Below are 6,636 nucleotides of genomic sequence, written 5' to 3'. Positions count from 1 at the left end.
GGTCGTGCAGGTGGCGCGCGACCGCAAGCTGGTGGAACAGCGCTTCTCGCGCGGCATCCCCCTTGGCCCGGTCGAGGAAATCGGCGCGGCGCCGAACCGGCGCGGCACCACCACCACCTTCCACGCGGACGAGCAGATCTTCGGCAGCCATCGCTTCAAGCCCGCGCGGCTGTTCAAGTCGATCCGCTCGAAGGCCTACCTGTTCTCGGGCGTCGAGATCCGCTGGAAATCCGCCATCGACGACGGCGTGACCCCGACCGAGGCCAGCTTCCACTTCCCCGGCGGCCTGTCCGATTACCTGCGCGAGACGCTGGAAGGGTCCTCGACCTATGCCGACAACCCCTTCGGCGGCCGCGTCGACTTCATGGAGCGTTTCGGAGAGCCGGGCCGTGTCGAATGGGCGATCAACTGGACCCCCTCGCGCGACGGGTTCATCCAGTCCTACTGCAACACCGTCCCCACCCCCGAGGGCGGCACCCACGAGGCCGGCTTCTGGGCCGCCATCCTCAAGGGGATCCGCGCCTATGGCGAGCTGGTGAACAACAAGAAGGCGGCCAACATCACTCGCGACGATCTGGTCACGGGCGGCTGCGCGCTGGTCTCCTGCTTCATCCGCGAGCCCGAGTTCGTCGGCCAGACCAAGGACCGCCTGGCCACCACCGCTGCCGCCAAGCTGGTCGAGAACGCCGTGCGCGACCACTTCGACAACTGGCTGGCCTCTGACAGCAAGTCCGCCGGGGCCATCCTCGATTTCCTCGTGCTGCGCGCCGAGGAACGCCTGCGCCGCCGCCAGGAGAAGGAAACCCAGCGAAAGTCGGCCACCAAGCGTCTGCGCCTGCCCGGCAAGCTGGCGGACTGTTCCAACACCAACCGCGAGGGCACCGAGCTGTTCCTGGTCGAGGGCGACTCGGCCGGTGGCTCGGCCAAGATGGCCCGCAACCGCAAGACCCAGGCCCTGCTGCCCCTGCGCGGCAAGATCCTGAACGTGCTGGGCGCGGCCAGCAACAAGATCGGCGCCAACCAGGAAATCGCCGACATGTGCCAGGCGCTTGGCGTCGGCCTCGGCACCAAGTTCAACGTCGACGACCTGCGCTATGACAAGGTCATCATCATGACCGATGCTGATGTCGACGGGGCGCATATCGCCTCGCTTCTGATGACCTTCTTCTTCACCCAGATGCGCCCGATGATCGACCACGGGCACCTCTACCTGGCCTGCCCGCCGCTGTTCCGCCTGACGCAGGGCGCCACCCATGTCTACGCCCAGACCGAGGAAGAGCGCGACAAGTGGCTGGAAAAGGGCCTGGGCGCGCGCGGCAAGATCGACGTCAGCCGCTTCAAGGGCCTCGGCGAGATGGACGCCAAGGACCTGAAGGAAACCACCATGGACCCGAAGTCGCGCAAGCTGATCCGGGTGACCATCGACGAGGACGAGCCCGGCGAGACCGGCGACCTGGTCGAGCGCCTGATGGGCAAGAAGCCAGAGCTGCGCTTCCAGTACATCCAGGAGAACGCGCGCTTCGTGGAAGAGCTGGATGTGTGACGACCAGTACCTGCTGGCCCATGTGATCAACCTCGACAGCGCCGGGGACAGGCTGGCCCACATGGCCGCCTCGCTGGACCGCCTCGACCTTGCGCACCGGCGCCAGCCCGCCTGCACCCCGCAGGAGGTGCCGCGCGCCTCTGCCGCGCTCGGACTTCGCTTCGGGGCCCGGCTGCGGCCGCTTGAACGGGCCTGCTTCCTCAGCCACGCCCGGGCCTGGCAGGAGATCGCGACGGGCCCGGCCCACTGGGGCCTGGTGCTGGAGGATGATGCGATCTTTGCCCGGGATGCCGCGGCGGGGATCCACTTCGCCGCCCGCGACTCGGAAGCCGAGCTGGTCCGTATCGAGACGCTCGACAATACCTCTCCCCGTATCCGTCTCAGGCCCGATGTCCGGGGTGGGGACGAGGCGGCGGGATTTGCCCTGCACCGGCTTCTCGGGCGCACCATCGCCGCCGGCGCCTACATGCTGCACCGGCAGGCCGCCGGGCGCCTGCTGGCGGAATTGCGCGGCATGGCCGAGATCAGCCTGGCGGTGGACGAATACCTGTTCCTCGACCCGGCGATCTGCCCGCTTCGGCAGCAACACCTCTGGCCCGCCGTCTCGATCCAGAGCAGCGTGCTGGCAGAGGTTCCCCGGTCAGAGCTGCCGCCGGCCTGGGCCACGACGGGTCTGCCGCTCTTCGCCTCCAGCATGCGCCACGAAGAGGAAGCGCCGGAGCGGAAGTTCAGGGTGCGCAAGTCTGTCGGACACTCGCTGCGCCGCTGGCTGACCGGCCATCGGCGGCGCCCCTGTCCGCTGTCACCGGCGGGACCGCTGCTGCTGCCCGCCGGGATGGGCGACGCCGGCCCCGCAACCACGCTGGCGCGCCTGGCTGCCAGCGCTCCCGACCGGCAGTCCGCCGCCCATCCCGGCGACGTCTGAAACAAACCGTCCCGTCCCGGCGTTGCTCCCCTAAACAGGAGCCAGCCATGAAACAGATCCTCTTCGCCACGCTCACCGCCCTCACCGCCCTCACCGCCCTGTCGGGCGCGGCCTATGCCAATCCCGGCAACGGGCACAACAACGGCAAGGGCTGGGGTGTGGGCCATGTGCCCCCCGGTCACCAGAAAAAGATGCATCGCTATTACTACGCGCCGGGCGACCGCCTGCCCGAGGGCTACGTGGTGATCCGCGACTATGACCGCTTCGGGCTGCAATACCCCGGCGATGGCTATCGCTATGTCCGCTACGACAACGAGGTCTACCGGGTCATGCGCGACACGGCGACCGTGGCCGCCGCGATCGGCATCGTCTCGGACCTGCTGAACAACTGACACGCAGTGCGCTGAAAGGACCAAGGGCGCGCCCGCATCCGGACGCGCCCTTGGTCATCACCAGGCTGAAAATACTCTCGCCGAAGGCAGGCCGCGCCCGGCGCGGCTATCCGGCCACCAGCCGCCCATCCTCCATCCGCAGCACGCGATCCATCCGCGCCGCCAGCTCGAGATTGTGGGTGGCGATCAGAGCCGACATGCCCGTCTCGCGCACCAGCGCCATCAGCGCGTCGAAGACCCGGTCCGAGGTGGCGGGGTCGAGGTTGCCCGTCGGCTCGTCCGCCAGCAGCAGCGAGGGCCCGTTGGCCAGCGCCCGACAGAAGGCCACGCGTTGCTGTTCGCCCCCAGACAGTTCGGCCGGGCGATGCTCGGCCCTCTCGGTCAGCCCGACGCGGTCCAGCAATTCCGCCGCCCGCGCCATGGCCGTGCTGCGAGAGGCCCCCGCGGCCAGCTGCGGCAGGGCGATGTTCTCGGCCGCCGAGAACTCGGGCAGCAGGTGGTGGAACTGGTAGACAAAGCCCACCTCGTCGCGCCGGATCGCGGTGCGGCGACGGTCCGGCAGGCCGGTGACCTCGGTGCCATTGATCGCCACGGCGCCGCTGTCAGGCGCATCGAGCAGACCGGCGATATGCAGCAACGTCGACTTGCCCGATCCCGAGGGCGCGACCATGGCGACGACCTCGCCGGGCGCGATCTCCAGCGAGGCGTCGCGCAGCACGGTAATCTCGTTCGGCTGGCCGGCGTGGTAGCGCTTCACCAGGGCGTCGAGGCGCAGGACGGGATCATTCATAGCGCAGGGCCTCCACCGGGTTCAGCCGCGCCGCACGGCGGGCCGGAAAGATCGTGACGCCGAAGGACAGCAGCAGCGACAGCGCGACCGAGGAGATCACGTCGCCCGCCTGCAGCTTGGCCGGGATCTGGTAGATGCCACGGATCGAGGGATCCCAGACGCCGCCCCCGGCAAGGTAGTTCACCAGGCTGAAGATCGGGTCGATGTAGAGAGAGAACAGCACCCCCAGCACCAGCCCGACGGCGGTGCCGATGATGCCGGTGAAGGCGCCGCAGATGAAGAAGACACGCAGCACAGCGCCCTCGGTCAGCCCCATGGTGCGCAGGATGCCGATGTCGCGACCCTTGTTCTTGACCAGCATGACAAGGCCCGAAGTGATGTTGAGCGAGGCGATCAGCACCAGGATCGACATGATGATGAACATCACGTTGTCCTCGACGGTCAGCGCCCGCAGGAAGGCCCCGGACGCATCACGCCAGGTCCAGATCAGCGCCCGGTCGCCCGCCACCATGAGGATTGGCAGGGCGTACTTCTCGACATCGTCGGGATCCTCGACCATGACCTCGATCTCATCGGCCACGCCCTCGCGGTTGAAGAAGCTCTGTGCCTCGGCGAAGGGCATGTAGAGCCGCGTGCGGTCGATGTCGTAGCGCCCCGCAGTGAAAATGTAGGTGACCTCATAGGTCTTGACGCGCGGAGAGGTGCCGAAAGCGGTCTTCACCCCGTCGGGCGAGATCAGCTTTATCTGATCCCCGGCGACGACCCCCAGCTCGCGTGCCACGCCCGAACCGATGGCCACCCCATCGTCAAAGCGCGCCAGGTCGCCCTGGGCCTCCTGCGGCTTGGCGATGCGGGGAATGGCGGCCAGGTCCTCGGCAGCGATACCGAAGACCTCGACCCCGGCGTTGCTGCCGTTGGCATTGGCCATCAGCTGCGACTTGATCAGCGGCGCGGCGCGGGTGACACCCTCGACCCCGGCAATCCGCGCCGCCTGCTCGGCATAGTCGGGCATTGCGCGCGACAGGGTGCCGTTGGCCTCGGCCTCGGCCGAGTTGAACACCGTCACATGGGCATTCGCACCCAGGATCGTGTCGACGAACTCGGCCCGGAAACCGGCCCTGACGGAGAGCGTGGCAATCAGCGCGAAGACCGCCAGCGAGATCCCGACCAGCGAGATCCAGGTCATCACCGAGACCCCGCCCTCGGCCCGCCGGGCACGCATGTAGCGCCAGGCGATCATCCATTCGTAGCGGGCAAACGGGGGGGCGGCTCTGCTCAAGTCATCGTTCCTCTGATACGCCCCGTCCCGGGGTCTGGCGGAAGGTGGAGCGGCAGTCCCCTGCCGTCAAGGGCAGCCCGCCGATATGGCGCTTTCGCGCCATGCCTCCGGCAGTGAGTATTTTAAGCCTGGTGATGCGCAGGAGGGCCCTCCCCGGAGAAGCGGCCTACTTTCCCATTGCGAGCGTGCCACGCCCTTCACGGAGAAGGAGGCCGCCCCGATGTCCATCTCAAGCATCATCACCAGGCTGAAAGTACTCCGGGGGTGAATTGGGCCCGCAGGGCTCAAGAGGGGGCAGCGCCCCCTTCCCCTCACCGCAGGATCGGCGGTTTCCCGGGATCACTGCCGGGCGCGGCCCTGGTCAGTTCCTGCGGTTCGGGCGGTTTCGGCAGGTCGAAGCGCAGCCCGACGCGGGCCAGGGCCCCGGCATGGACATCGGAGGCGCGGAAGAAGCCTACGTCCATCTCGCCCGCCTCTATCCCCGAGAAGGTCAGCGCCTCGGAGGCGGCGCGAGCCAGCGAGGGTTCGGCGCCGGGGATCGCGTCGATGAAGGCCAGCATGTGCGAGCGCCGCCCGGCTTCGTCCTCGGTGCCCGCAAGGAAGGCGCAGTCGGCCAGTCCCCGGGCCGTCGCCAGCTTCTGGTCCAGCGCGGTGATCAGCACCTCGGGCAGGCCGGCGGGCGGGTGGAAGGCCTCGATCTGCGCCTCGACCTCGGAGGGCTGATGCGCGATGGTTTCCGCAAGCCAGGCGACCGCCTCGGGCGGGATCAGGATTGCCGAGGGGGTTTCGAGGTTCACCGCCAGGCCGATGCCCTGCCCTGCCAGCTGTTCCACGATGGCGCGACCCGACATGGCGGCATAGGGCGAGGGGCGGGCGGTGAAATCCGACAGCCGTTCCTCCCGGTCGAAGACCAGCACGAAGCTCACGTCCTCGACGGGGAACAGCTCGGGCGCGGCGGCCTCGCCCTCGGCCTCGCCGGCCAGCAGCAGGAACAGCTCGCTGTCGGCCAGGCGTTCGTAGAAGCGCAGCCGCGCAGTGTCATCGGCGGGCGCCGCTTCCATGGCCGCATGGGCCCGGTCGAGGGGGGTCTCTTCGCTCATATGTCGTTCCCTTCGGAAAGGGCCTTTCGTACCTGCTGGCGCAGGACCGGCAGCAGCTCGGTCTCGAACCATGGGTTGCGCTTCAGCCATGCCGTATTGCGCCAGGAGGGATGAGGCAAGGGGATCACGCCCGCCGGGGCCTCACGCCAGCGCGAGACGGTCTCGGTGAGCGAGGCGCGCACGCCCATGTGGAACCGTTGCGAATAGGCGCCGATCATCAGGCGCAGGCGCAGCGCGGGCAGGCCCCGCAGGATCTCCGCGTGCCACGTCTGCGCGCAGAGCTTCGGCGGCGGCAGGTCCGAGCCCTTCGCGTCGTAGCCCGGAAAGCAGAAGGCGGCGGGCAGGAAGGCAAGGTTCGCCAGGTCGTAGAACTCGGCCCGGCTCACCCCCATCCAGTCGCGCAGCCGGTCGCCCGAGCGGTCCTCGAAGGGGCGCTGCTTCTCATGCGCCTGCAGACCCGGCGCCTGTCCGGCGATCAGGATGCGGGCGCGCGGATCCAGCCAGACCACCGGCGCGGGGGCATGCCGGGTGCGGGTGGCGGCGAAGCGCGCCGTGCAGAGACGGCAGGCGCGGATATCCGAGAGAAGCTCTTCCATGCGCCCAATCT

At 68.6% G+C, this 6,636-nt stretch carries 7 protein-coding genes; 3 read left to right on the top strand and 4 right to left on the bottom strand.

Features of this window, described 5'->3' with window-relative positions:
* The 3 genes from OS124_RS0102515 to OS124_RS0102505 all read left to right on the top strand — a co-directional run.
* A partial coding sequence (locus tag OS124_RS0102515; protein ID WP_010137733.1) for a DNA gyrase/topoisomerase IV subunit B occupies window positions 1-1,543 on the top strand: 1,543 nt, incomplete at its 5' end.
* Entirely contained in the window at window positions 1,536-2,468 is a 933-nt protein-coding gene (locus tag OS124_RS0102510; RefSeq protein ID WP_010137732.1) for a glycosyltransferase family 25 protein, read from the top strand. The genes OS124_RS0102515 and OS124_RS0102510, both read left to right, overlap by 8 nt.
* A 47-nt stretch (window positions 2,469-2,515) precedes the next feature.
* Window positions 2,516-2,860 (top strand): RcnB family protein, encoded by a 345-nt coding sequence (locus OS124_RS0102505; protein WP_010137731.1) that lies wholly within the window; start codon window positions 2,516-2,518, stop codon window positions 2,858-2,860.
* Between the two features lie 106 nt (window positions 2,861-2,966).
* On the opposite strand, the gene OS124_RS0102500 is transcribed toward OS124_RS0102505, so the two are convergent.
* From OS124_RS0102500 to OS124_RS0102485, 4 genes are all read right to left on the bottom strand, one after another.
* Window positions 2,967-3,650, bottom strand: coding sequence for an ABC transporter ATP-binding protein (locus OS124_RS0102500; RefSeq protein WP_010137730.1), 684 nt, complete (start codon window positions 3,648-3,650; stop codon window positions 2,967-2,969).
* Window positions 3,643-4,929 carry a lipoprotein-releasing ABC transporter permease subunit gene (locus OS124_RS0102495; protein WP_010137729.1) on the bottom strand — a complete coding sequence of 429 codons (1,287 nt, stop codon included), beginning with the start codon at window positions 4,927-4,929 and terminating at the stop codon, window positions 3,643-3,645. The genes OS124_RS0102500 and OS124_RS0102495 overlap by 8 nt, the downstream gene beginning before the upstream one ends.
* A 311-nt stretch (window positions 4,930-5,240) precedes the next feature.
* Window positions 5,241-6,029, bottom strand: coding sequence for an SseB family protein (locus tag OS124_RS0102490; RefSeq protein WP_010137728.1), 789 nt, complete (start codon window positions 6,027-6,029; stop codon window positions 5,241-5,243).
* The gene (locus OS124_RS0102485; RefSeq protein WP_040606550.1) at window positions 6,026-6,625 is read right to left on the bottom strand and encodes a uracil-DNA glycosylase family protein; all 600 of its coding nucleotides are present in this window, start codon (window positions 6,623-6,625) and stop codon (window positions 6,026-6,028) included. The genes OS124_RS0102490 and OS124_RS0102485 overlap by 4 nt, the downstream gene beginning before the upstream one ends.
* Window positions 6,626-6,636 lie beyond the last annotated feature (11 nt).

The organism is Oceanicola sp. S124, assembly GCF_000220565.1.
Lineage (GTDB): Bacteria > Pseudomonadota > Alphaproteobacteria > Rhodobacterales > Rhodobacteraceae > Pseudooceanicola.
This window is presented reverse-complemented; position numbering and strand designations above follow the sequence as displayed.